The sequence below is a fragment of the Catenibacterium sp. UBA627 genome, assembly GCF_002299355.1.
GTDB lineage: Bacteria > Bacillota_I > Bacilli_A > Erysipelotrichales > Coprobacillaceae > Catenibacterium > Catenibacterium mitsuoka.
This window is the reverse complement of sequence record NZ_DBPF01000121.1, coordinates 13,053-13,578: the sequence shown is the minus strand read 5'-3', so window position 1 is coordinate 13,578 and position 526 is coordinate 13,053. Positions and strand designations below refer to the sequence as shown.

At 35.9% G+C, this 526-nt stretch carries 1 protein-coding gene; it reads right to left on the bottom strand.

The features are described from left to right. The coding region (locus tag B2S90_RS07945; RefSeq protein ID WP_286696848.1) for an HAD hydrolase family protein at positions 1 to 526 on the bottom strand (526 nt) is incomplete at both ends.

Below are 526 nucleotides of genomic sequence, written 5' to 3'. Positions count from 1 at the left end.
ACCTTAGAATCTAAATGATCCTGATAAGAGCTTAAGATAAAGCTAATCTTATTTACATCATCTCTATATAAATCTTCACCTTGTAAATGAATAAATCCATCCATGAATGCTTTAGAAGATTCCTTTGCTTTCTCTAGGTCGGCTCCTTTACCCTGAGCATACTTAACCATTGTTTCAGGCCCCTGCTCTAACATATAGTCATTGCAGTACATACCGCTATTAGCTTCTAGATAGAATCCTAAGTGTCTCTCATTACACCAATCTACAATATGTTTTACATCTTCCTTTGACAATCCTTGATGCATTACAACTTCATCGTGGTCTTCTACATAAGCACCATTACCACCAATCATACCATCTAAATCACATAAATTACGCTGTAGTACTTCAGCCTTAGAACATCCTGTACAAATATATACCTTATGGCCATTTGCTCGTGCCATGTCTACTGCCTTAGCTGCTGAAGCAGGTAACTTTGCTTCATAATCAATTAATGTACCATCTACATCTAGAAATATTATTTTAC